Annotated in this window: 22 protein-coding genes and 1 pseudogene; 19 read left to right on the top strand and 4 right to left on the bottom strand. The window is 67.9% G+C overall.

Going from position 1 to position 21,026, the window contains the following annotated elements; all coding sequences use genetic code 11:
* The first annotated feature begins 33 nt into the window (after positions 1-33).
* From dnaJ to K1X59_RS11325, 11 genes and pseudogenes are all read left to right on the top strand, one after another.
* The gene (dnaJ, locus tag K1X59_RS11375) at positions 34-1,149 is read left to right on the top strand and encodes a molecular chaperone DnaJ (protein ID WP_220173413.1); all 1,116 of its coding nucleotides are present in this window, start codon (positions 34-36) and stop codon (positions 1,147-1,149) included.
* Positions 1,150-1,151: 2 nt separating this feature from the next.
* Entirely contained in the window at positions 1,152-1,880 is a 729-nt protein-coding gene (locus tag K1X59_RS11370) for a 16S rRNA (uracil(1498)-N(3))-methyltransferase (protein WP_183150196.1), read from the top strand.
* Between the two features lie 63 nt (positions 1,881-1,943).
* The gene (locus K1X59_RS11365; protein ID WP_183150195.1) at positions 1,944-2,294 is read left to right on the top strand and encodes an HIT domain-containing protein; all 351 of its coding nucleotides are present in this window, start codon (positions 1,944-1,946) and stop codon (positions 2,292-2,294) included.
* Between the two features lie 58 nt (positions 2,295-2,352).
* Positions 2,353-3,399, top strand: coding sequence for a PhoH family protein (locus tag K1X59_RS11360; protein WP_183152817.1), 1,047 nt, complete (start codon positions 2,353-2,355; stop codon positions 3,397-3,399).
* Complete coding sequence (gene ybeY / locus K1X59_RS11355; RefSeq protein WP_183150194.1) at positions 3,396-3,854, top strand: rRNA maturation RNase YbeY; 459 nt, start codon at positions 3,396-3,398, stop codon at positions 3,852-3,854. The genes K1X59_RS11360 and ybeY overlap by 4 nt, the downstream gene beginning before the upstream one ends.
* The gene (locus K1X59_RS11350; RefSeq protein ID WP_220173412.1) at positions 3,851-5,146 is read left to right on the top strand and encodes a hemolysin family protein; all 1,296 of its coding nucleotides are present in this window, start codon (positions 3,851-3,853) and stop codon (positions 5,144-5,146) included. The genes ybeY and K1X59_RS11350 overlap by 4 nt, the downstream gene beginning before the upstream one ends.
* Positions 5,121-6,035, top strand: coding sequence for a GTPase Era (gene era / locus K1X59_RS11345; RefSeq protein WP_220173411.1), 915 nt, complete (start codon positions 5,121-5,123; stop codon positions 6,033-6,035). The genes K1X59_RS11350 and era overlap by 26 nt, the downstream gene beginning before the upstream one ends.
* Before the next feature lie 54 nt (positions 6,036-6,089).
* Positions 6,090-6,611 carry an RNA polymerase sigma factor gene (locus tag K1X59_RS11340; RefSeq protein ID WP_183150192.1) on the top strand — a complete coding sequence of 174 codons (522 nt, stop codon included), beginning with the start codon at positions 6,090-6,092 and terminating at the stop codon, positions 6,609-6,611.
* Complete coding sequence (locus K1X59_RS11335) at positions 6,611-7,591, top strand: hypothetical protein (protein WP_183150191.1); 981 nt, start codon at positions 6,611-6,613, stop codon at positions 7,589-7,591. Before K1X59_RS11340 ends, K1X59_RS11335 begins: the two co-directional genes overlap by 1 nt.
* Positions 7,588-8,061, top strand: coding sequence for a hypothetical protein (locus K1X59_RS11330; RefSeq protein WP_183150190.1), 474 nt, complete (start codon positions 7,588-7,590; stop codon positions 8,059-8,061). The genes K1X59_RS11335 and K1X59_RS11330 overlap by 4 nt, the downstream gene beginning before the upstream one ends.
* Positions 8,062-8,083: 22 nt before the next feature.
* Positions 8,084-9,024, top strand: a pseudogene (locus tag K1X59_RS11325) (NADP-dependent oxidoreductase).
* On the opposite strand, the gene K1X59_RS11320 reads toward K1X59_RS11325, so the two are convergent.
* Positions 9,021-9,668 carry a hypothetical protein gene (locus tag K1X59_RS11320; protein ID WP_220173410.1) on the bottom strand — a complete coding sequence of 216 codons (648 nt, stop codon included), beginning with the start codon at positions 9,666-9,668 and terminating at the stop codon, positions 9,021-9,023. The pseudogene K1X59_RS11325 and the gene K1X59_RS11320 sit on opposite strands and share 4 nt — an antisense overlap.
* A 193-nt stretch (positions 9,669-9,861) precedes the next feature.
* On the opposite strand from K1X59_RS11320, the gene leuA reads away from it, so the two are divergent.
* Positions 9,862-11,616 (top strand): 2-isopropylmalate synthase, encoded by a 1,755-nt coding sequence (gene leuA / locus K1X59_RS11315; protein WP_183150189.1) that lies wholly within the window; start codon positions 9,862-9,864, stop codon positions 11,614-11,616.
* A gap of 66 nt (positions 11,617-11,682) precedes the next feature.
* On the opposite strand, the gene K1X59_RS11310 is transcribed toward leuA, so the two are convergent.
* Positions 11,683-12,375 (bottom strand): trimeric intracellular cation channel family protein, encoded by a 693-nt coding sequence (locus K1X59_RS11310; RefSeq protein WP_183150188.1) that lies wholly within the window; start codon positions 12,373-12,375, stop codon positions 11,683-11,685.
* A 34-nt stretch (positions 12,376-12,409) separates the two neighbouring features.
* Here K1X59_RS11310 and recO point away from each other — a divergent pair, with 34 nt between their 5' ends.
* Together recO and K1X59_RS11300 are read left to right on the top strand one after the other, a co-directional pair.
* Positions 12,410-13,153 (top strand): DNA repair protein RecO, encoded by a 744-nt coding sequence (recO, locus tag K1X59_RS11305; RefSeq protein WP_220173409.1) that lies wholly within the window; start codon positions 12,410-12,412, stop codon positions 13,151-13,153.
* On the top strand, positions 13,150-13,953 hold the full coding sequence (locus K1X59_RS11300; RefSeq protein WP_183150187.1) for an isoprenyl transferase: 804 nt from the start codon (positions 13,150-13,152) through the stop codon (positions 13,951-13,953). The genes recO and K1X59_RS11300 overlap by 4 nt, the downstream gene beginning before the upstream one ends.
* Here K1X59_RS11300 and K1X59_RS11295 read toward each other — a convergent pair.
* Positions 13,893-14,504: an AAA family ATPase gene (locus K1X59_RS11295; protein ID WP_183150186.1), complete on the bottom strand. Its 612-nt coding sequence runs from the start codon at positions 14,502-14,504 to the stop codon at positions 13,893-13,895. The genes K1X59_RS11300 and K1X59_RS11295 overlap by 61 nt on opposite strands.
* A gap of 69 nt (positions 14,505-14,573) precedes the next feature.
* Between K1X59_RS11295 and K1X59_RS11290 the strand changes: the two genes are divergently transcribed.
* Positions 14,574-15,266: a DsbA family protein gene (locus tag K1X59_RS11290; protein WP_183150185.1), complete on the top strand. Its 693-nt coding sequence runs from the start codon at positions 14,574-14,576 to the stop codon at positions 15,264-15,266.
* Here K1X59_RS11290 and K1X59_RS11285 read toward each other — a convergent pair.
* Positions 15,263-15,757: a glutathione peroxidase gene (locus K1X59_RS11285; protein ID WP_183150184.1), complete on the bottom strand. Its 495-nt coding sequence runs from the start codon at positions 15,755-15,757 to the stop codon at positions 15,263-15,265. The genes K1X59_RS11290 and K1X59_RS11285 overlap by 4 nt on opposite strands.
* Positions 15,758-15,816: 59 nt before the next feature.
* On the opposite strand from K1X59_RS11285, the gene dusB reads away from it, so the two are divergent.
* From dusB to K1X59_RS11265, 4 genes are read left to right on the top strand one after another with little or no spacing between them, the layout of a single operon-like run.
* A complete protein-coding gene (gene dusB / locus K1X59_RS11280; protein ID WP_183150183.1) occupies positions 15,817-16,971 on the top strand; it encodes a tRNA dihydrouridine synthase DusB in 1,155 nt (384 codons plus the stop codon).
* A complete protein-coding gene (locus K1X59_RS11275) occupies positions 16,961-18,346 on the top strand; it encodes a deoxyguanosinetriphosphate triphosphohydrolase (protein WP_183150182.1) in 1,386 nt (461 codons plus the stop codon). Before dusB ends, K1X59_RS11275 begins: the two co-directional genes overlap by 11 nt.
* The gene (dnaG, locus tag K1X59_RS11270) at positions 18,346-20,205 is read left to right on the top strand and encodes a DNA primase (protein WP_220173408.1); all 1,860 of its coding nucleotides are present in this window, start codon (positions 18,346-18,348) and stop codon (positions 20,203-20,205) included. Before K1X59_RS11275 ends, dnaG begins: the two co-directional genes overlap by 1 nt.
* Before the next feature lie 36 nt (positions 20,206-20,241).
* On the top strand, positions 20,242-21,015 hold the full coding sequence (locus tag K1X59_RS11265; RefSeq protein WP_183150181.1) for an ATP-binding cassette domain-containing protein: 774 nt from the start codon (positions 20,242-20,244) through the stop codon (positions 21,013-21,015).
* Positions 21,016-21,026 lie beyond the last annotated feature (11 nt).

Raw genomic sequence — 21,026 nt, 5'->3', positions numbered from 1 at the left:
TCGCGACCGGAAGACACACGCAGAAAGGCGATCGTGGCGGACCACTATGAGGTTCTCGGGGTGTCCCGAGACGCTTCCACCGACGAGATCAAGAAGGCATACCGTCGCCTCGCGCGACAGCTGCATCCGGATGTGAACCCGGGAGAGGATGCGGCCGAGCGATTCAAGCTCGTGACGCATGCGTACGACGTTCTCAGCGACGACGACTCGCGTCGCCGCTACGACATGGGCGGCGGTGACGGCGCCGCGGGCAACTTCGGCGGCTTCGGCGGCTTCGGAGACATCTTCGAGACGTTCTTCGGGGCTGCGCAGGGCGGAGGGCGCGGGGCACGCCCGCGGTCTCGTCGGGAGCGTGGCCAGGATGCCCTCGTCCGTGTGACGCTCGAACTCGGCGATGTCGTGTTCGGCGCGCACCGCGACATCGAGGTCGACACCGCGGTGCTGTGCGAGACCTGCCAGGGATCGTGCTGTCAGGAGGGGACGTCCCCGGTCACGTGCGACATCTGCGGCGGCTCCGGTCATGTGCAGCGCCAGGTGCGCAGCCTGCTCGGCAACGTCGTCACCTCTCAGCCGTGCGGTACCTGCGAGGGCTACGGCACCACGATCCCTTACCCCTGCGGCACGTGTGGCGGCCAGGGACGTGTGCGCTCGCGCCGGACGGTGTCGCTCGACATCCCCGCCGGCGTCGAGACCGGTCTCCGGCTCCAGCTGCCCGGCTCCGGAGAGGTCGGCAAGGCGGGCGGTCCGAACGGCGATCTGTACGTCGAGGTGACCGTGAACGCGCACCCGGCGTTCAGCCGTGAGGGCGACGATCTGCTCGCGACCCTCGAGGTGGCGATGACGGACGCCATCCTCGGGACCGAGACGACCATCCAGGGCTTGGACGGCGAGGTCGAGCTGGAGATCCGCGCCGGCGTGCAGTCGGGCGACGTGCTCACGATCAAGGGCCGAGGGATCACGCCGCTGCGCGGCACCCAGCGCGGTGATCTGCGCGTCGGCGTCCAGGTGCTCACACCCACGAGGCTCGACTCGGCGCAGCGGGCGCTCATCGAGGATTTCGCGAAGAAGACCAAGGCGCCGGATCCGCAGCTCGCGCAGTTCCAGCAGGGACTCTTCTCGAAGCTCCGCGACCGCTTCCGCAGCCACTGATCATGGCGCTGCACTTCCTGGTCGAGTCGTCGACGGATGTTCGCGTCGGCGAGGTCGTGACGCTCACCGGTGCCGAGGCGAAGCACGCGGCCGTGGTGCGGCGGCTGCGTTTCGGCGAGGCCGTCACTGTCGGCGACGGTGCAGGCATCTGGCTGTCGGGCGTCGCCGAGGAGGTCGCGCCGACACGCGTCGATGTCCGCATCACCGCGCGCACGGAGCATCCGGCCCCCGAGCCGCGGATCATCCTGGTCCAGGCGCTCGCGAAAGGGGACAGGGATGAACTGGCCGTCCAGGCCGCGTGCGAGCTCGGCGTCGACGAGATCGTGCCGTGGCAGGCGAGCCGGAGCGTCTCGCGATGGGAGGGCCCGAAGGCCGTGAAGGGGAGGGACCGCTGGGCGACCATCGTGCGCGAGGCGGCGAAACAGGCGCATCGTGCCTGGGTCCCCGACGTCACGGCGCCCGTCTCGACGCGTGAGCTCGCAGAGCGGGCGACCTCGCAACGTGTGCTGCTCCTCGATCCCACGGCGTCCGCGCGCCTGTCGGAGATCACGTCCGACGGCCGCGACCTGGTGCTGGTCGTGGGGCCCGAGGGGGGAATCTCAGGGGAAGAGCTCGACCGGATGGTGGCCGCGGGTGCGGAGCGAGTGCGTCTCGGAGACACGGTGCTGCGGACCTCGACCGCAGGACCTGCTGCCATCGCCGTGCTCGCGGTGGCGCTCGGTCGTTGGTGACCGGCATCGTCTCGTCGCGATGCTCCGGGCTGCACCGTCGTCGCCATCGGTAGACTTGACCGCATGACGGAACCCTCGATCTTCACGCGCATTCTCAACGGGGAGATCCCCGCCGAGATCCTCGGCGAGACGGATCGCCTCTTCGCTCTGCGCGACATCGCTCCGCAGGCACCCGTCCACCTGCTCGTGGTGCCCAAGACCGCGGAGTACCGCGACGTCGCGGAGCTCGCCGCAGGAGACCCTGCGTTGCTCGCCGAGATGATCGCGTTCGCCGGTCAACTGGCGGCGGAGCACACGGACGACGGCGACTTCCGCCTCGTCTTCAACACCGGCGCGAACGCCGGACAGACCGTTTTCCACGTCCACGCACATGTGCTGGCCGGTGGCTTGACCGAGAAGAGCGTCGGTGCCTGAGAATCACGAACCGCAGGAGCGGAGCCTGGGCGCTCGGCCTCCGGAGTCGGTGGAGAAGATGTACGCGGACGGCGTCGCGATGGTGCAGCTGCTCGGCCCGCAGGACCGTCTGCTGAGGATGCTCGAGAAGGAGCATCGTGACGTCCAGGTCCTGGTCCGCGGCAACGAGATCACCCTGAGCGGCTCGCAGGACGATGTGGCGAAGGCGAAGGCACTGGTCGAGGAGCTGCTCGCCATGACCAGGGCGGGACACGACCTCGCTCCGAGCGACGTGTCGAGCTCCGCGCGGATGCTGCGGCAGGAGGGCGGTCCGCGTCCGAGTGAAGTGCTCGGCGAGGCCATCCTCACCACGCGCGGTAAGGTCATCCGCCCGAAGACGCTCGGTCAGAAGGAGTACGTCGACGCGATCGAGGAGAACACGATCGTGTTCGGGATCGGGCCGGCGGGCACGGGCAAGACCTACCTCGCGATGGCGAAGGCCGTCCAGGCGCTGCAGCGCAAGGAGGTCACCCGGATCATCCTCACGCGTCCGGCCGTCGAGGCCGGAGAGCGTCTCGGGTTCCTCCCCGGCACTCTCACCGACAAGATCGATCCCTACCTGCGGCCGCTGTACGACGCGCTCAACGAGATGATGGACCCCGAGATCGTCCCTCGTCTGATGGCGACGGGGACCATCGAGGTCGCACCGCTCGCCTACATGCGCGGTCGCACGCTGAACGACTCGTTCGTCGTCCTCGATGAGGCGCAGAACACCACTCCCGAGCAGATGAAGATGTTCCTCACGCGCCTCGGCTTCGGCACGAGGATGGTCGTCACAGGCGACATCACCCAGGTCGATCTGCCGCAGGGCTCGTCGGGGCTCCGTCTGGTCACCCGCGTGCTCGACGGCATCGACGACATCCACTTCTCCCGGCTCACCAGCGACGATGTCGTGCGTCATTCCCTGGTGGGGCGCATCGTCGACGCCTACAGCGAGTACGACGAGAAGCGCACAGCGCAGCGGTTCGAGCGTGAACAGGCCGCCGAATTCGCCAACCGTGCCGAGCGCAGGGGAGCGCAGCGGCCCGGCCCCCGTGACCGCATGCCGAAACGAGGACTCTCATGATCGAGATCAACAACGAGTCGGCCATCGACGTCGACGAGACGGTGCTGCAGCGCCTGACGGACTTCAACCTCGCGCAGCTGCATGTCAGCCCTGACGCGGAAGTGGCGATCGTCCTGGTCGACGAGGGCGCCATGGAGGCACTCCACGTGCAGTGGATGGACGAGCCGGGCCCGACCGACGTGCTGAGCTTCCCGATGGATGAGCTGCGCCCCGGCACCGAGGATCGTCCGACGGCTCCCGGTCTGCTGGGCGACATCGTGCTGTGCCCGCAGGTGGCGGAGACGCAGGCTCAGGCCGCGCACCATACGCTGATGGACGAGCTGATCCTCCTCACCACCCATGGTCTGCTGCACCTCCTCGGTTTCGATCACGCGGAGCCCGATGAGGAGCGTGAGATGTTCGGACTGCAGAAGGAACTGATCCAGGGCTTCGCCGCCACCGAACGTCGCCGATGACGGCCGTCCTCCTCCTCATCGCCGCCGTCCTGCTGGTGGCGTTCGGCGGTCTCATGGCTGCGATCGACGCCGCGTACGGCGTGACCTCGCGCGCAGGGCTCGCGGACATGGCGACCGAGGGCCGCCGCGCCAAGGCGCTGGGCCGGATCGCGACCGACCTCGACGCGCACGTCAATGCTGTGGCGTTCATCCGCGTGCTCGCGGAGGTGACGGCGGCGGTGCTCGTGACGGTCGCTTTCACGATCCTCATCGAGAACAACTGGTGGGCGATGCTCGCCGCGGCCCTGCTGATGACCGCCATCACGTTCGTGCTCGTCGGCGCGAGCCCGCGGTCGTTCGGGCGACAGCATGCAGAGGGCATGATCCGCGGCACCGCCTCGATCGTCCGTGGACTCCGGATCTTCCTCGGTCCCCTTGCACAAGGCCTCGTGCTGCTCGGAAACAAGGTGACCCCGGGAACCGGGCGCAGCTCCTTCACAAGCGAAGACCAGTTGCTCAGCATGGTGGATGAAGCGGCATCGAACGATCTCATCGAGGAGGACGACCGCGACCTCATCCACTCCGTCTTCGACTTCACCGACCAGTTCGTGCGCGCCGTGATGGTGCCTCGCACCGAGATGGTGACGGTCGATGCGACAGCGACGACCGACCAGGCGATGTCGCTCTTCCTGAACCGGGGCGTCTCGCGGATGCCCGTGGTCGACGACGATGCCGACGACGTCGTCGGGGTGCTCTATCTCAAGGACCTCGTGCAGTTCGCGTACCGGGATGACAGCGCCTGGCGAGCGGCATCCATCCGGCCGATCTCCCGTCCGGCGACCTTCGTGCCGGAGTCGATGCGTGCGGAGACGCTGCTGCAGCAGATGAAGCGCGATGCCGTGCACGTGTGCCTCGTGATCGACGAGCACGGCGGGATCTCGGGTCTGGTGACGCTCGAGGACCTGATCGAGGAACTCGTCGGCGAGATCTCCGACGAGTACGATCAGGTATCGGCGGAGTTCGTCGACCTGGGTCACGGACGTTATCGAGTGAGTTCCCGTCTCTCGCTGGAGGACGTGGGCGATCTCTTCGGTCTCGAGCTCGAGGACGAGGACGTCGACTCGATCGGCGGACTGCTCGGCAAGGCTCTCGGACAGGTGCCGCAACCCGGTGCGACGGCGACCGTCGATGGCCTGGTCCTCACCGGAGGAGCCTCTCGCGGACGCGGCCGTGGGATCGCGACGGTGTTCGTGGAACGTGCGACAGGAGAACCTGACGCTTCGCAGGATGAAGGAGATCGACACGATGGCTGATGAGACTCGAAGCGGGTTCGTGACCTTCGTCGGCCGCCCCAACGTCGGCAAGTCCACCCTGACGAATGCTCTCGTCGGCGAGAAGATCGCGATCACGAGCGAGAAGCCGCAGACCACGAGGCGGGCGATCCGCGGCATCGTGAATCGGCCGGAGGGTCAACTCGTGATCGTCGACACCCCGGGCATCCACAAACCGCGCACACTGCTCGGCGAACGGTTGAACGACCTGGTGGAGCAGGTGCTGGGCGATGTCGACGTCATCGGGTTCTGCGTTCCGGCTAACGAGAAGGTCGGTCCCGGCGACCGCCGCATCGCCGCTTCGCTCGATGGATACCCGCGCGCCAAGAAGATCGCGATCGTGACGAAGACGGATGCCGCTGGTCGAGACGAGATCACCGGCAGGCTGGTGGAGGTCGATGCGCTGCGCGACGACTGGGCGGCTGTCATCCCGCTCTCCGCGCTGACCAGGGACCAGCTCGACGTGCTCTCCGACGAGATCCTCCAGCTGATGCCGAAAGGCCCCGCTCTGTACCCGGAGTGGATCACGACCGACGAGTCGCAGGAAGACCGCATCGCCGAGATGATCCGCGAAGCCGCCCTCGAGGGCGTGCGCGATGAGCTTCCGCACTCGATCGCCGTGGTGATCGACGACATCGCGCCGCGCGAGGGCACCGACCTGACCGACGTGCATGCCTCGATCGTCGTGGAGCGTGACAGTCAGAAAGCCATCATCATCGGGCACAAGGGCAAGCGCCTCAGCGACGTGGGTGCACGCGCTCGCGCAGGGATCGAGGATCTGCTGGGTACGCGTGTGTTCCTCGGCCTGCACGTCAAGGTCGCCAAGGAGTGGCAGCGCGACCCGAAGCAGCTCGGCAGACTCGGCTTCTGAGATGCGCCCAGGTCACGCGTCGAAGGCGGCGGGAAGACCGCCGACCCCGACGATATGAACGTTCGCAGCGAAGACCCGAATCCGCTGCGAAACGAGGTCTTCACCCGCGTGTTCGATGCGCACTGGGCGGCAGTGCGCCACCACGTCGAAGGTGTGGTCGGCGACGACGAGGAGGTCACCGAGATCGTCTCGGAGGTCTTCTTCCACGCCTGGGCACGCCTCCGACCCGCGCGACCACCAGGACGCGTCTGGCTGCTGCGTGAGGCGGACCGTCGTCTGCGCTCGCGCACCACCCGATCATCCATGCCGCACGGCGCTCTCGATGCCGTGCACACGGGCGTGTCAGGGGACGAGCAGCAGCTGGGTCGATTCGGCCGCGTCGAAGTCGTTCGCGCTTTGGGTGTCCTCACACAGCCCCAACGGCGTATCATCATGCTCACGTACTGGGATGGACTCGCGGTGGGGGAGATCGCCGAGCTGTTGCGCGCTTCTGAGTCCCGGGTGCAGAAGACGCTGAGCCGAGCGCAGGATCGCCTGCGGTCGGAGCTGGGCCTGGAGGGGGCTGGTGACGGGTGATGACGCAGAACGCCGTGCTCGAGCGGATATTGAGCGATGCCGACCCCGCGACGACACCACGCGACGCTCTGCCGGACGCACGTGCCCGTGCGACGCGTGACCGCATCCTCCGCACGGGTTCGGCTCCACGGCGTCGCCGCACCCGGACGATCGGCTGGACGGGCGGAGTCACCGCGGCCGTCGCCTCGACGGCGCTGGCGTTCGCGATCTTCTCGCCGCAGGGCGCGGCGGTCGCCGGGACTCCGGCGCCCCTCGACTTCAGCGGATCCAACACCATCGCGCAGCTCGTCGACGATGCGGATGCCGCTCTGGCCGAGACCCCCGGCCCGACGATGCCGCTGCGAACCGTCAAGACGGCATCGTGGTCGTTCTCGGTCGACGTCGACACCAAGACCTCGACGGTCGCTCCGCAGCTCTCCACACTGACGTGGGAGCCGGACGGTTCGGGACGCATGATCATCCTCGCCGGCGTCCCCTACGACCCCACCGATGCGGTCGCCAGCAACGCTGCGGAGGTCACGAGCAGCGGAGAGGTGGTCACCGACCTCGTCATGGCGCCCGGCGATTTCGACACCCCCTGGACGGCCGTTCCCGGTGAGACCCGCGACGACATGGTCGCGATGCTCCGTGCATTCGGAATGCCCGAGGACCCGACGGCATACGAGGTGGAGATGGCGTTCGCGGCCGTCCTCGACCAGTGGACCTTGACGGACGCACAGCACCGCGAACTCCTCCTTCTTCTCGAGGAAGCAGGCGGCGGCGATGCTCTGGGCACGTCGACCGACCGTCTGGGACGCACGGTCACGGGGGTCCGCGTCCAGTCGCCCGACGGAGCCGTGAGCGATCTGGTCCTGGTGTCTCGCGACACGGGACGGATCGTCGGCGTCGAACGCACCGTGCTGACCGCCGATGAGCTGTTCCCCGCGGGGGCGATCATCTCCTACCAGATGTGGGATCTCGATGAGGAGACCATTCGATGAAACGAACGACCGTTCTCGCCACAGCGCTGCTGGGCATCGCCATGATCCTGGGCTCTGCTCCGGCCTACGCCGCCGCTGACGCTCCCCGCGATGTGGATCCGCAGATCGCGGCCGTCCTCGAAGAGGTGCCAGGCGGCATCGTCATCGATTCGACGCATGCGGTGTGGCCGAAGCTGGACATGGAGCTGAGCGTGCCGAGCGCATCCGACCTCGCGGCGCGGTCCGTCGGCAGCTGCGCGACCGGACGGATCTGCGCCTACAACGCCTCCTCTCTCGGGGGCGGCGTGCTGTCGTTCGGCACGTGCGCCGTCCACACGATCCCGTCGAGCTTCACCGCCAAGTCCGTGGCGAATGCGCGCAGCGGCGGGTACGTCCAGGTCCGTAACGGGAGCACGGTGCTCAAGAGCGTGAACGCCGGGACCTGGGCGAACGTCACCGGCACCGTCACGAATCTGCGCTGCATCCTCTGAGCGGCTCGGTGAGACGGTGACAGTGGCACACCACTGGGTGGCGACGCGATGGGGTTCCCCCGACACCTGGAAGTTCGTCGCGCATGAGGTCGCGGCTCCGGAGGCAGGCGAGGTCACGATCCGCGTGCGGGCGGCCGGCGTCAATCCTGCGGACGCGAAGCACGTCGCGGCCGCTCGGTCGGACCTCGATCTCCCCGTACCGATCGGCTACGAGGTGTCCGGGGAACTGAGCGCACTCGGTCCGGACACGCGGATCGGGTCCGGTGCGGCATCGGTCGGCGACGAGGTCATCGCGTTTCGAGTGCGCGGCGGCTATGCCACCGAACTCACCGTTCCTGCCGAGAAGGTGTTCGCGAAACCTTCGACCCTTTCGCACCCCGAGGCCGCGAACCTGTTGCTGGTCGGAACCACGGCGGCGGAGATGCTCGCGATCGCCGGTGCGGGTCCGGGAGAGACGATCCTGCTCCATGGGGCGTCGGGGGCGGTCGGCGTGAGCGTTCTGCAGCAGGCTCGCCTGCGCGGCGTCCGCGTGATCGGGACGGCGAGCGCGGAGCGCTTCGACGAGGTGCGACGGTTCGGCGGCATCCCGGTGCGCTACGGCGACGGCCTCCGTCAGCGTGTGCTCGAGGTCGCAGACGGACCCGTCGTGGCGGCCCTGGATGCCGTGGGCACGGACGAGGCCGTCGATGTCTCTCTGGAGGTGGTCACCGACCGCCGACGCATCGTCACCATCGCCGCGTTCACGCGAGCGGAGTCCGAGGGATCGTGGCCATCGCGGGCTCGATGCCGGACAGCGCGCGTTTTCGCGACGAGGTGCGCAGCGAACTCATCGCCCTGGCTCAGAACGGCGACCTGGTGGTGCCGGTCGCGCGGACGTTCCCGCTCGCTCAGGCGCCTGAGGCTCAGCGCCTGCTCTCGGCCGGACATCCCGGCGGAAAACTGGCGCTGATCCCTGAGGCCTAGTCGGTCTCGCGCAGCGCCGAGGTGACGATCACCACCCCGTCGCCGTACTCGGCGTCGGCGGCATCCTGCATCGTCCCGTCGTCCCACACGACGGTCAGCCAGACGTAGCCGCGGTCGGTCGCCACCGTGAGCGCTTCTGATCCCAGACGAGCGGCGATGTCGTCCTGGACCCGCACGAGCTCGTCCTCCGCCGTGGTCCCCTCGACGCCGCCGGTCGGGTCCTCCGGGGCGACCGTGTCGTAGAGGGCGAGCATGATCGGCTGGTCGGTGTTCGTGAGTCGTTCGCCGTCGTACGAGGCGTACACCGCGTATTGACCCCAGGTGGTCGTGCCGCTGGTCTCGCTGCCGTCGACGCCGTCCCATGTCCACCCGTCGAGGGGCACTCCCTGGCACTGCGGCGGGTACGACTCCATGATGACCCCCATGCACAGCTGCACGTCACCCGCGACATCGAGCACCGTGCCGACACCGATCACGCGCCCGTCCGGCAGGCCGGGGTGAGCCTCTTCGAGGCGCTGATCGGAGGGGACCGTCGTGCTCGTGGGGGCCGGGGTGCTGCCGGGTCCTGAGGCGCAGGCGCTCAGGAGCAAGACTCCGGCGGCAGTCGCTGCGGCGAGGGCGAGGCGACGGTGCGATGTACTCATATCGGGGAGTGTCACCGGCCGCGCGATCGTCTCAGACCCGTCGAAAGTGCCGCACCATCCCTGCTAGCATGACCACATGCCTTTCGGCGGTCTGCTTCTTCTTAGCTGCCGCGACGAGTCCTAAAGCTAGGGCCTTCCTCGTCGCGGCGCTTGTGTTGGCCCGTTCATCTTGACGAAGAGAAGAAGCCCCATCATGCAGAACACTCAGCGCCCGTCCGCGATGCCGATCCACAAGTATCGGCCGTTCCACGAGCAGATCACCGTCCACCTGCCTGACCGCACCTGGCCAGATGCCCGCATCACCGAGGCTCCCCGCTGGTGCGCGGTCGACCTCCGCGACGGGAACCAGGCCCTCATCGACCCGATGTCGCCCGAACGCAAGCGGGTCATGTTCGAGCTGCTCGTGAGCATGGGGTATAAGGAGATCGAGGTCGGCTTCCCGTCGGCGAGCCAGACCGACTTCGACTTCGTGCGGCAGCTCATCGAAGAGGATCTGATCCCGGACGACGTCACGATCCAGGTCCTGACCCAGGCGCGCGAACACCTCATCGAACGCACCTACGAGTCCATCGCCGGGGCGAAGCAGGCCATCGTGCACCTCTACAACTCGACCAGCGTGCTGCAGCGCGAGGTCGTCTTCCGCACCGACAAGCAGGGCATCATCGAAATCGCGCTCGAGGGCGCACGGCTGTGCCGCCGGTTCGAGAAGACGATCCCCGACACGAAGGTCTACTACGAGTACTCGCCCGAGAGCTACACCGGCACCGAGCTGGAGTTCGCCGTCGACATCTGCAACCAGGTGATCGAGGTCTTCGAGCCCACGCCTGAGCGCAAGGTGATCATCAATCTCCCGGCGACCGTCGAGATGGCCTCGCCGAACGTGTACGCCGACTCGATCGAGTGGATGAGCCGCCACCTGAACCACCGCGAGAACATCATCCTCTCGCTGCACCCGCACAACGACCGCGGCACCGCGATCGCGGCCGCGGAACTCGGCTACATGGCCGGGGCCGATCGCATCGAGGGCTGCCTGTTCGGCAACGGCGAGCGTACGGGCAACGTCGACATCGTGGCACTGGGCATCAACCTCTTCACACAGGGCATCGATCCGCAGATCGACTTCAGCGACATCGACCAGGTCAAGCGCACGGTCGAGTACTGCAACCAGCTGCCGGTGCCCGAGCGCAGCCCGTGGGCGGGCGACCTGGTCTTCACCGCGTTCAGCGGTTCGCACCAGGATGCGATCAAGAAGGGGTTCGAGGCCATGGAGGCCCGGGCCGCCGCAGAGGGCGTCACGGTCGACGAGATCGAGTGGGCGGTCCCTTATCTGCCCGTCGACCCGAAGGATCTCGGCCGCTCCTACGAGGCGGTCATCCGTGTGAACTCGCAGTCGGGCAAGGGAGGCGTCGCCTATCTGTTGAAGTCGGACCATGCGATCGACCTGCCGCGCAAGCTGCAGATCGAGTTCTCCGGGGTCGTGCAGGCCAAGACGGATGCCGAAGGCGGCGAGGTCACCTCCGACCAGATCTGGTCGATCTTCAACGACGAATACCTGCCGTCCGACGATTCGGCGGCCAAGTGGGGACGTTTCGAACTCCTGGCGACGCAGACGCGCAGCGACATGTCCGGTGATGTGGTGCTCGACGTCGTGTTGCGTGACGGCGAGGAGCAGGTCGCCGTGTCGGGTAACGGCAACGGTCCGGTCGCCGCCTTCGTCGAGGTGCTGCGTGGTCAGGGCTTCGACATCACGGTGTACGACTACGTCGAGCACGCTCTCAGCGCCGGTGGCGACGCGCAGGCTGCCGCCTACGTCGAGTTGCAGGTCGGCGACCAGCGGCTGTGGGGCGTCGGCATCGACGGCGACATCTCGACGGCATCCCTCAAGGCCATCGTCTCGGGCGTCAACCGGTCGATCCGCACCCGCGAGCAGGAGCTCGCGGCGGTCTGATCGTCCCCGGAGGCGAACCGCGGCCGGCATCGTGTGGATGTCGGCCGCGGTCGTCTGATCAGCGGATCAGTCCTGCGGCTTCACGATCGCGATCGCGCCCGTCTCCGCCGCGACCTTGCGACGGTAGATACGACGCTGCTCCGGCAGGGAGACGTCGAACGTCACCGCGAGAATGCGGATGACGGTGGTGACGGCGATGCCGACGACGGCGGCGATCGTGATCGGCATACCGACGGCGACGGCGATCACGATGAAGGTGCACCCCGCTCCGGCGGCGACCGCGTACAGCGACCCGACGTGCATGATCGCGGTCGGCAGACCCATCAGCATGTCGCGGAGCACGCTGCCGCCGACCGCGGCGCAGACGCCGATGAAGACGGCGGGCACTTCGGGAATGCCGAAAGCCAGCGCCTTGCTCGTCCCGAACGCACCGAACATCCCGATCACGACGGCGTCCAGCACGACGATCGCGGTGTTCAGACGGGTGAAGAGCCCGGCGAGCAACATGCCGAGCAGTGCCGCGCCGGCGGCCGTCACCAGGTACCACTGATTCTGCAGCGTCGCCGGCGTCTGCCCGAGGAGGATGTCGCGGATCAGGCCGCCGCCCATGCCGATCATGATGCCGATGATCGCGACACCCAGCCAGTCGAGGCGCCGCTGCCCCTGGAACCCCGAGGCGAACATCGCGCCCTGGACGCCGCCGAGGCCGACGCCGAGGAGGTCCGCCCACAGCGGAATGGTGAAGAGCGGTTCGGTCACGCCCCCATTCTCGCGTACGGAGGATAATCGAGGGGTGCCCACCTACCGAGACGAAGCGGTGATCCTGCGCACTCACAAGCTCGGTGAGGCGGATCGCATCGTCACGATGCTCTCGCGGCGTCACGGCAAGGTCCGAGCCGTGGCCAAAGGGGTGCGCCGCACCTCGTCGAAGTTCGGGGCCAGGCTCGAGCCGTTCATGGTCGCCGACGTGCAGCTCTATCAGGGCCGCTCGCTCGACATCGTGCAGCAGGCCGAGTCGCTCGGCTCGTACGGCAGCGACATCGCGGCGCACTACGACCGTTTCACCGCGGCGAACGCCATGGTCGAGACGGCGGATCGCCTGAGTGATGCGGAAGCGACGCCGGATCAGTACCTGCTCCTCGTCGGCGGACTGCGCGCCCTGTCGCGCGGTGAGCACGTCGCGCGCAGCATCCTCGACTCCTATCTGCTGCGGGTCATGTCGCTGTCGGGGTGGGCGCCGTCGCTCGACGAGTGCGCGCGCTGCGGCACGCCGGGTCCGCATTCGCGATTCGTCGCGCAGCTGGGCGGACTGGTCTGCGAGAACTGCGCTCCCGCCGGAAGCCCGCGCGTCTCGGAGAAGACGCTGAGGCTGCTCCGCGCCCTGATCGCGGGGGAGTGGGACGTGATCGACGCGTCGCCTGCCGCCGATACCGCAGCGGCCTCCGGACTCGTCTCCGCCTACGCCCAGTGGCACATGGAGCGCGGCATCCGCTCGCTCGCCCATGTGTCGGACACCTCGTCGGAAGGATCACGGTGACCCCGAAGCCGTACACGCACAAGGACGCCGTGGCCTATCGCCCGCTCGATTGGACGGGGGTGCACCCTCCCACGTTCCGAGCCGTGCCCGAGCATGTCGCGATCGTGATGGACGGCAACGGTCGATGGGCGAATCGTCGGGGGTTGAGTCGGATCGAAGGCCACAAAGCTGGAGAAGAGGTGCTCCTCGACGTGGTCGCCGGCGCGATCCAGGCCGGTGTGAAGCACCTTTCGGTGTATGCGTTCTCCACCGAGAACTGGGCGCGGTCCCCTGAGGAGGTGCGCTTCCTCATGGGCTACAACCGTGATGTGCTGCACCGGCGGCGCGACCAGCTCAACGAGTGGGGCGTGCGCATCCGCTGGGCGGGCCGCAAGCCGCGGCTCTGGGGCAGTGTCATCAAGGAGCTGCAGCACGCCGAGCAGCTCACGCGCGGGAACGACGTGCTCACGCTCACGATGTGCGTCAACTACGGTGGCCGCGTCGAACTGGTCGACGCGATGCGGTCGATCGCCGCGGAGGTCGCTGACGGACGTGTCAAGCCGAAGGCGATCACCGAGAAGATGATCCGCCGGAACCTGTACGTGCCGGATATGCCCGACGTCGATCTGTTCCTGCGCAGTTCGGGGGAGCAGCGCACCTCGAACTTCCTGCTGTGGGAGTCCGCGTACGCCGAGATGGTCTTCCTCGACACGCTCTGGCCCGACTTCTCTCGTGAGGAGCTGTGGCGTGCGATCGGCATCTACCTTTCGCGTGACCGCCGCTTCGGTGGGGCCATCGACGCCCCCGACGCGTCTGCCTGAGCACGCAGCCACTTCTCCGCGTCGCGCGGATGCCGGAGCCGCACGATGACGAGGTGCGGAAACCGCTCCATCAGGTCAGGGAAGCGCCCTGCCCACGTGTGCAGCGTCGCGGTCTGCCACGCGAGGATGTTCTGCTCGGGATCGCGGTAGAAGAGACTCCACGGACCCTTCTCACGATTGCCGTTCCAGAGTTCGCGTCGCAGGATGCCCCTGGCGAGGGTGCGTCCGATCAGACGGCGGCGCACCACGCGGTGGGGATAGTCCAGCCAGATCGCGAGCTGCGCTCGAGGCGGGAGGATCTCGTCGGTTCCCTTGCTCGTGTACTGCCACTCGGTGACCCAGCGCTCCTCCGCGGCGAATGCGCGCACGTCGTCGAGGAACGCGGGCCTCGGCGTCCAGTCCGGCCCGTGGAACAGCCCGTCGATCTCGACATGACGGAGTCCCCACACCCGCCCGAGGCGACGGGCGAGCGTCGTCTTGCCCGAGCCGGAGACGCCGGCCACCAGCACCCGCGACGGCACGAACGGCAGCGGGTCGTCGGCGGAGAGCATCCGAGCATCCTAGCCGCGGGGCGGGGGAGAGGCGGAATAGCTCGTGGGCGCATGCGGTTGGATGAAAGTGTGACTGAACCCATCTCCATCGACATCTGGTCCGACATCGCCTGCCCCTGGTGCTACATCGGCAAGCGCAACCTCGAGAAGGGTCTCGAAGCGGTCGCGGCCGACGAGGACGCACCGCAGGTCAACATCACCTTCCACTCCTTCGAGCTCTCGCCCGACACACCTGTCGACTTCGACGGCGACGAGATCGACTTCCTCGCGGGCCACAAGGGCATGCCGAGGGAGCAGGTCGAGCAGATGCTGTCGAACGTGACGGGCATCGCCGCGAACGCCGGACTCCAGTACCGCTTCGACCTCCTGAAGCACACCAACACGGTGAAGGCGCACGAACTGCTGCACTTCGCCAAGGCCGAGGGACGGCAGCACGAGATGGAGGAGCGGCTGATGTCCGCCTACTTCACCGAGGGCAAGCACGTCGGACGCATCGAGGACCTCATCGAGCTGGCGACCGAAGTGGGGCTTGACGCAGACCGTGCACGCGCGGCACTCGAGAGCGAGCAGTACCTCCCCGCGGTGCGTCAGGACCAGGCTCAGGCCCGCGCGTACGGCATCCAGGGCGTGCCGTTCTTCGTCGTGGACGGTCAGTACGGCATCAGCGGCGCGCAGCCGCCCGAGGCGTTCGAGAACGTGCTCCGCGACCTCTGGTCGAAGCGCGGAGACGTCGAGGCGGAGGCCGAGGCCGAGGCCGTCTAGCGGGTCAGTGCCGCTTCGATCGCGCTGACGATCTCGGGGGCGTCCGGCTTCTGCTTCGGCCGGAAGCGAAGGACGTCCCCGTCCGGCAGCACGAGGAACTTCTCGAAGTTCCACTCGACGCGACCGGCCTTCCCGCCGGCATCCGGGGTCTCCTTGAGCGCCTTGTAGAGCGCCGATGCGTTCTTGCCGTTGACCTTCACCTTGTCGTTCACGGGAAAAGTGACGCCGTAGGTCGTCGAGCAGAACTCGAGGATCTCGTCCACCGATCCGGGCTCCTGACCGAAGAACTGGTTGCACGGGAACCCGACGACCGTGAAGCCGCGATCGCCGTAGGTCCGCTGCAATTCCTCGAGCTGCTCGTACTGCGGAGTCAGCCCGCACTTCGAGGCGACGTTCACCACCAGCACGACATCGGCGCCGAGATCGTCGAGGGTCTTCTCCTCGCCCTTCGCATCGGTGAAGGGGATCGTACGGAGCGCGGAATCGGTCATACTCACAGCCTAAGTCGCCGAATGCCTCGTTGCTCTGCGTCTGGGAGAATGGAAGCGACATGACTCTCGCCACCGCCCCCGCCCGCCCTCTTCGCATCGGCCCGATCGCCCTCGACGTGCCGGTCGTCCTCGCGCCCATGGCCGGCATCACGAACACCGCCTTCCGGCGTCTGTGCCGCGAGTACGGCGCCGGGCTCTACGTGAGCGAGATGATCACCTCGCGCGCTCTCGTCGAGCGGAACGAGACCACGATGCGCCTGATCCGTCATCATGAGTCCGAGACGCCGAGGTCGATCCAGCTGTACGGCGTCGACCCCAAGACCATCGCCGAGGCCGTGCGCATCATCGTCGCCGAGGATCATGCCGACCACATCGACCTCAACTTCGGCTGCCCTGTGCCGAAGGTCACGCGCAAGGGGGGCGGAGCCGCGCTCCCGTGGAAGTCGAAGCTCTTCGCCGACATCGTCGATCAGGCCGTCAGGGCCGCGGGCGACATCCCGCTCACCGTGAAGATGCGCAAAGGCATCGACAAGGATCACCTGACGTTCCTCGATGCAGGCCGTGCCGCCGAAGACGCGGGAGCGGCAGCGGTCGCGCTGCACGCGCGCACGGCGGGGGAGTTCTACTCCGGGTTCGCGGACTGGAATGCGATCGGCGAACTCAAGCAGGCCGTCACGAGCATCCCGGTGCTGGGCAACGGCGACATCTGGTCGGCCGACGACGCCGTGCGCATGATGGAGCAGACCGACTGCGACGGTGTGGTGGTCGGACGCGGATGCCTCGGTCGCCCCTGGCTGTTCGGCGAGCTGGCCACCGCGTTCGGCGGCGAGGGCAAGACCGTCGACGCCACGCTCGGATTCGTCGCAGACGCCTTCCGTCGCCATGCCGAGCTCCTCGTCGAGTTCTTCGAGGACGAGGACCGCGGATGCCGCGACATCCGCAAGCACGTCTCCTGGTACTTCAAGGGCTATCCGGTCGGCGGCGACATCCGCACCGGACTCGCGACCGCGTCCAGCCTTGCGGAGATCGATGACTTCCTCGGGCGACTCGACCGCTCGGCGCCGTACCCCGGCGCCGACGCCGAGGGGCAGCGGGGCCGCTCGGGACACCCCAAGCGGACGGCGCTTCCGGACAAGTGGCTGGAGTCGCGCGAGCTCGCCTCGTCCGCCTCCGAGATGATGCGTGGAGCAGAGATCGAGAACAGTGGTGGTTGACACGACGAACGCCGCGCGCGACGACGGCTACCACCCCCGAGACGCAGAGCGCTTCTTCGCCGAGACCCATCGATCCGAGCGCGATGACTTCGCCCGCGATCGTGCGCGCGTCCTCCACTCCGCCGCGCTCCGACGACTTGCGGCCAAGACGCAGGTGCTCAGCCCCGCCAGCACCGCGGACTTCGCCCGCAATCGGCTCACCCACTCGCTCGAGGTCGCCCAGGTGGGGCGAGAGCTCGCGACGGCGCTCGGCGTCTCGGCAGACGTCGTCGACACCGCCTGCCTCAGTCATGACCTCGGGCATCCGCCGTTCGGACACAACGGTGAGCGCGCGCTCAACGAGTGGGCGGAGCACATCGGAGGGTTCGAGGGCAACGCGCAGTCCCTGCGCATCCTCACTCGCCTCGAGGCGAAGGTGCTCGACGACCACGACCGGTCGGTGGGACTGAACCTCACGCGCGCCAGCCTCGACGCGACCTGCAAGTACCCCTGGACGGTCGACAGCCCCGTGCCCGACCCCGGCGGTCGGCTCAAGTTCGGTGTCTATCCGGAGGACGAAGCGGTCTTCCGTTGGATGCGCGAAGGGGCGCCGGGAAGACTCCGCTGCATCGAGGCGGAGATCATGGATCTCTCGGACGACATCGCATACTCGGTGCACGACTTCGAGGACGCGATCGTCAACGGCTACGTGGATGTCGCTCAGCTCGCGGATCCCCGCGCGCACGACGCGCTCGTCGGACGGATCCAGCAGTGGGTCGGGTACGACTTCACCCGTGACGAGCTCGCCGACGCGATGTACCGACTGGCGTCGCAGCCGATGTGGCTGGCCTCGTTCGACCGCTCGCGACAGTCCCTCGCGCGACTCAAGAACCTGACGAGCGACCTGATCGGGCGTTTCGCGCGGGCCTCGGTGTCGGCCACCAGGGATGCGTACGGCACAGCGCCGCTCGTGCGGTACAACGCCCACGTCATCGTTCCGCGGGTGGTCGAGGTCGAGATCGCCGTCCTCAAGGGCATCATGGGCCAGGCCATCGTCACGATCGAAGCCCGTAAGGGCGTGTACAAGGAGCAGCGCCGCGTTTTGAAGCGCCTCGCCGACGCGCTCTGGTCCACGGACGCGTTGTGGTCTGCGGGGTCCGATGTGCTCGAGCCGGCGTTCGCCGCGGATTTCGTCGACGCAGAGGACGATGCGCAACGCGCCAGGGTCGTGGTCGACCAGATCGCGAGTCTCACCGATCAGAGCGCCATCGACTGGCACAACAGACTGGTGGGGGAGATCGATCCGGCCGAGGTCGGGATCTGGACGCCTCGGCATGCTCGTCCCGGCGCCCGCGCGCACGCCGAGAGGCGGCCCGTCGCCGAAGGGGCGCACTGATGCCGCGGATCCTGCAGGCTGATGTCGACGAGGTCAAGGCGCGCACGAACATCGCCGACATCATCGGCGAGCGGGTCGCGCTCAAGTCGGCCGGCGTGGGGTCGCTGAAGGGCCTGTGCCCGTTCCACGACGAGAAGAGCCCGAGCTTCCACGTGCGTCAGCAGGTCGGGTACTACCACTGCTTCGGCTGCGGTGAATCGGGCGATGTCTACTCGTTCCTGCGGGAGATGGATCATGTGAGCTTCACCGAGGCGGTCGAGCGTCTCGCAGGGCGCATCGGGTACACGCTCCACTACGAGGATGGCGGGTCGGCGCCGGAGACGAGCGGCCGGAGCCGCCTCTACGCCGCGAACACGGCGGCGGCGGAGTTCTTCCGCGCGCAGCTGCTCACCGCGGATGCCGAGGCCGGACGACGGTTCCTCGGGGAGCGCGGATTCGACGCGGGCGCGGCCGCGCACTTCGGCGTCGGTTTCGCGCCGCGGGGCTGGGACGGCATGCTCAAGGCGCTCTCCGCGCAGGGGTTCACCCGCGAAGAGCTCAGCACCGCAGGACTGGTGTCGACCGGGCAGCGGGGTGTCTACGACCGATTCCGCGGACGACTGGTGTGGCCGATCCGCGATGTGTCTGGCCAGACGATCGGCTTCGGCGCACGCAAGCTGTTCGATGACGACAACGGGCCCAAGTATCTGAACACCCCCGAGACGCCGATCTACAAGAAGGCGCAGGTGCTGTACGGCCTCGACCTCGCCAAGCGCGACATCGCCCGCGGCGACCCTCGTCGCGTCGTCGTGGTCGAGGGGTACACCGATGTGATGGCCTGTCACCTGGCGGGGCTCACGACCGCAATCGCGACCTGCGGCACCGCGTTCGGGACGGAGCACATCAAGGTGCTGCGCCGGGTGATGGGTGATGACAACGCCTCCGGCGAGGTCGTCTTCACCTTCGACGGGGACGAGGCCGGTCAGAAGGCCGCGCTGAGGGCTTTCACAGAGGACGACCGGTTCAACGCGCAGACCTTCGTCGCCGTCGCTCCCGACGGCCTCGACCCGTGCGACCTGCGTCTCCAGCGTGGGGATGCCGCCGTGCGCCGGCTCATGGACACCAAGCAGCCGATGTTCGAGTTCGCGATCGACCGCAAGCTGGGCGGCTTCGACCTTTCGACGGTCGAAGGCCGGGTCGGCGCGCTCAGGGCCGCAGCACCCATCGTGGCCGAGATCCGCGATCAGTTGCTGCGTCCGGGGTATGAGCGCGTGCTCGCGCGTCGGCTCGGCATGGACCCGACCGAGGTGCGCAGCGAGGTCGAGCGTGCGGCCAGGGGTGGATCGACGCCGCTGCACACGCGCCGCGAGGTGCCGCAGGTCGATCCGACGACGGGAGCGTCGGGGATCGCCCCCGTGACCCTGGCGAGCCTGCCGCGCAGCCCCGACATGGCCGTCGAGAGAGACGCTCTGATGGGGGCGCTGCAGTACGGGCATCAGGTCGACCAGGCCTTGCTCGATCGGGCTCTGGGCGCGCCCTTCCGCACCACAGGGCTGGAGGCGGTGCGCGAAGCGGTGGCGGGTGCCCCCGATCGCACGCGCGCAGGATGGGTGACCGAAGCGGTCAACAGCGTCCGCGAGCCGTATCGCTCGCTCGCCGGTGAGCTGTTGATGACGCCGTTCCCCGCGCGCGATGAGGAGCGCGCCGTCGCGACGGTCGCCGACCTCGCCCGACGACTCGTGCTGCGCCAGCTCGAGAACGAGAAGCAGGAACTCCTGGGCGCCGTGCAGCGGGTGCCGGCTGACTCCGACGGAGGGCGGGCGCTGCGCATGCGGTTGCGGGACATCGACGCCGAGCGTCAGCGCTTAGCCGAGTCGTAACGCCGAGGGGCGGCGCGCAGAGGGCAGGATGGACACATGTCCCGCCGGCCCGAATCCCCGAACGCGATCGACTGCTCGGATCTGGTGATCGACCGGATCGGCCACGGGATGCCGACGCGCGCGGTCGACGGCGTCACGTTCTCGCTCGCCCCGGGAGAACTGATCTGCGTCGCCGGTCCGACCGGGTCGGGGAAGTCGACCTTGGTCGCAGCCTTGGCGGGATCCACGGATCCCTCCGTCAAGGTCGTCGGCGGCAGCGCGCAGGTGTGTGGTGTCGACGTCCGCCGGCCGGGCCGGAAGCACCGCATCCTCACGTACCGCACGGGTTTCGTGCCTCAGGGTGCGGGAGCGGACCTGCCGCCGCGCCTGACCGTGAACGAGGTGATCGCCGAGCCGATCCTGATGAGGGAGCGGAGGGTCAACACCAAGGCGCTCTCGATCCGCGTGGCCACTCTGCTGGACGAGCTGCACCTCCCCCTGGGGACGGCGGCGAAATTCCCGTACGAACTCAGTGCGGGCATGCGGCAGCGCGTGGCGATCGCCCGCTCCTTCGTCTTGGAGCCGAAGGTGCTCATCGCCGACGAGGTGCTCGCGAACCTCGACCTCGAAGTCCGGCCCGTGGTGTTCGACGCGATCACCCGCCGCCGCCGGGAGCAGTCGATGGCGGCGCTGCTCGTCACGAACGACGCCGACTTCATCCGGGAGCTCAACGCCGAGACCTTGATGCTCCGCGGTGGCCATGTCGTAGCGAGGGGCGTCGGTCGAGACCTGCTCTGGGTGCCCAATGCGGAGTCGGATTCGCGTCACTGATCTCGACACGC

Origin of the sequence: Microbacterium sp. Se5.02b, assembly GCF_019464375.1 — a bacterium.
Classification (GTDB): Bacteria; Actinomycetota; Actinomycetes; order Actinomycetales; family Microbacteriaceae; genus Microbacterium.
Note: the sequence above shows the minus strand (reverse complement) of the source record. Positions and strands in the feature narration are given on the sequence as shown.